The sequence below is a fragment of the Sphaerisporangium rhizosphaerae genome, from assembly GCF_042665155.1.
Lineage (GTDB): Bacteria > Actinomycetota > Actinomycetes > Streptosporangiales > Streptosporangiaceae > Sphaerisporangium > Sphaerisporangium rhizosphaerae.
The window spans coordinates 1-1,681 of sequence record NZ_JBHTCG010000084.1 but is presented as its reverse complement, the minus strand read 5'-3'; the positions used below and the strand labels follow the sequence as shown (position 1 = coordinate 1,681).

Here is a 1,681-nt window from a genome sequence, read left to right as displayed (position 1 = left end):
TGGAGATCGTCCACACCTTCAGCCCGTGCTTGTCCAGCACCTCCAGCTTGCGCGGAATGTAGGAGTCATCCGCCAGCGCCTTGTCGACCTCGAAATGATCCCCCCAGCACGCGATCTCCAGGCCGTCATACCCCCACTCCCCGGCCAGACGGCACACCTCCTCGAACGGCAGATCGGCCCACTGGCCGGTGAACAACGTGATCGGCCTGGTCATGATCCCTCCACGGTCGTGAAGCGGCTGTCGTCAGCCGCGCTCCGCTCGACGGCGGCCAGCACCCGCTGTACCCGCAGACCGTCGTCGAATGACGGCTCGGGGGTGGCGCCGGTCGCGATCGCCTCGATGAAGTCCTTCACCTGGTGGGTGAAGGTGTGCTCGTAGCCGAGCCCGTGCCCCGGCGGCCACCAGGCGCCCGCGTACGGATGCCCGGACTCGGTGACCAGCACCCGCCGGAACCCCGCCTCCTCCGCCGCAAGCGTGTGGTCGTGGAACCACAGCTCGTTCATCGACTCGAAGTCGAAGGCCAGGCTCCCGAGCTCCCCGTTCACCTCGATGCGCATCGCGTTCTTGCGCCCGCTGGCGAAACGGGTCGCCTCGAAGGAGGCCAGCCCGCCGCCGCTGAGCCGGGCGGTGAACAGCGCGGCGTCGTCGACGGTGACCTCGCCCCTGCCCGCGCCGCCCGCGGCCGAGAGCCCGGCCGACTCCTCGGCCAGGGGGCGTTCCTTGACGAAGGTCTCGGTGAGCGCCGACACCCCGGTGAGCCGCTCGCCGGTGACGAACTCGGCGGTGTCCACGATGTGCGCGCCGATGTCGCCCAGCGCGCCCGACCCCGCCTTGTCCTTGCGCAGCCGCCACACCAGCGGGAACTCCGGGTCGACGATCCAGTCCTGCAGGTACTGCGCCCGCACGTGGCGGACGGCGCCGATGCGGCCCTCGGCGACCCACTGGCGGGCCAGCGCGACGGCGGGCACGCGACGGTAGTTGAAGGCCACCATCGCGCGCACTCCCCGCCCGGCCGCGGCGCGGGCGGCGGCGGCCATGGCCTCGGCCTCGGCGACGGTGTTGGCCAGCGGCTTCTCGCAGATGACGTGCTTGCCCGCCTCCAGCGCCGCGATGGCGATCTCGGCGTGGCTGTCGCCGGGCGTGCAGATGTCGACGATCCGCACGTCATCGCGGGCGATGAGGCGCTTCCAGTCGGTCTCCGCGTGGGCCCAGCCGAGCTTCGCCGCGGCCTGCGCGGTCGCCTCGGCGGACCTGCCGGCCAGCGCGACCATCGCGGGTTCGAGCGGCAGGTCGAAGAACGCGTCCACGCTGCGCCAGGCCTGCGAGTGGGTGCGGCCCATGAACGCGTAGCCGATCATGCCGACCCCGGCGACAGGCCTCATGACTCGAATCCGAGCGGCAGATACGTCTGCGCGTTGTCCTTGGTGATGGTCTCCGACGTCAGCGTGACCGACTGCGGCACCTGCTGCTCGACCAGGTCGCTCAGACCCTTGCCCTGGGCGATGAGCCGCGCCAGCTTGATCGCCGAAGCCGCCATCGTCGGGCTGTAGGTCACCGTCGCCTTCAGCACACCAGAGTCGGCCGCGATGTCGCGCATCGCGTTCGCCGACCCCGCGCCACCGACCATGAAGAACTCGTCGCGCCCGGCCTCCTTCACCGCCGCCAGCACACCGATGCCCT

General features: G+C 71.0%; 1 protein-coding gene and 2 pseudogenes. All 3 read right to left on the bottom strand.

Annotation, left to right across the window (positions count from 1 at the left end):
• Nucleotides 1–214, bottom strand: a pseudogene (locus tag ACFQSB_RS40150) (sugar phosphate isomerase/epimerase); the annotation flags it as partial.
• Nucleotides 211–1,383, bottom strand: a complete 1,173-nt coding sequence (locus ACFQSB_RS40145; protein ID WP_380832597.1) for a Gfo/Idh/MocA family protein — start codon at nt 1,381–1,383, stop codon at nt 211–213. The pseudogene ACFQSB_RS40150 and the gene ACFQSB_RS40145, both read right to left, overlap by 4 nt.
• A pseudogene (locus ACFQSB_RS40140) lies at nt 1,380–1,681 on the bottom strand (sugar ABC transporter substrate-binding protein); the annotation flags it as partial. The pseudogene ACFQSB_RS40140 and the gene ACFQSB_RS40145, both read right to left, overlap by 4 nt.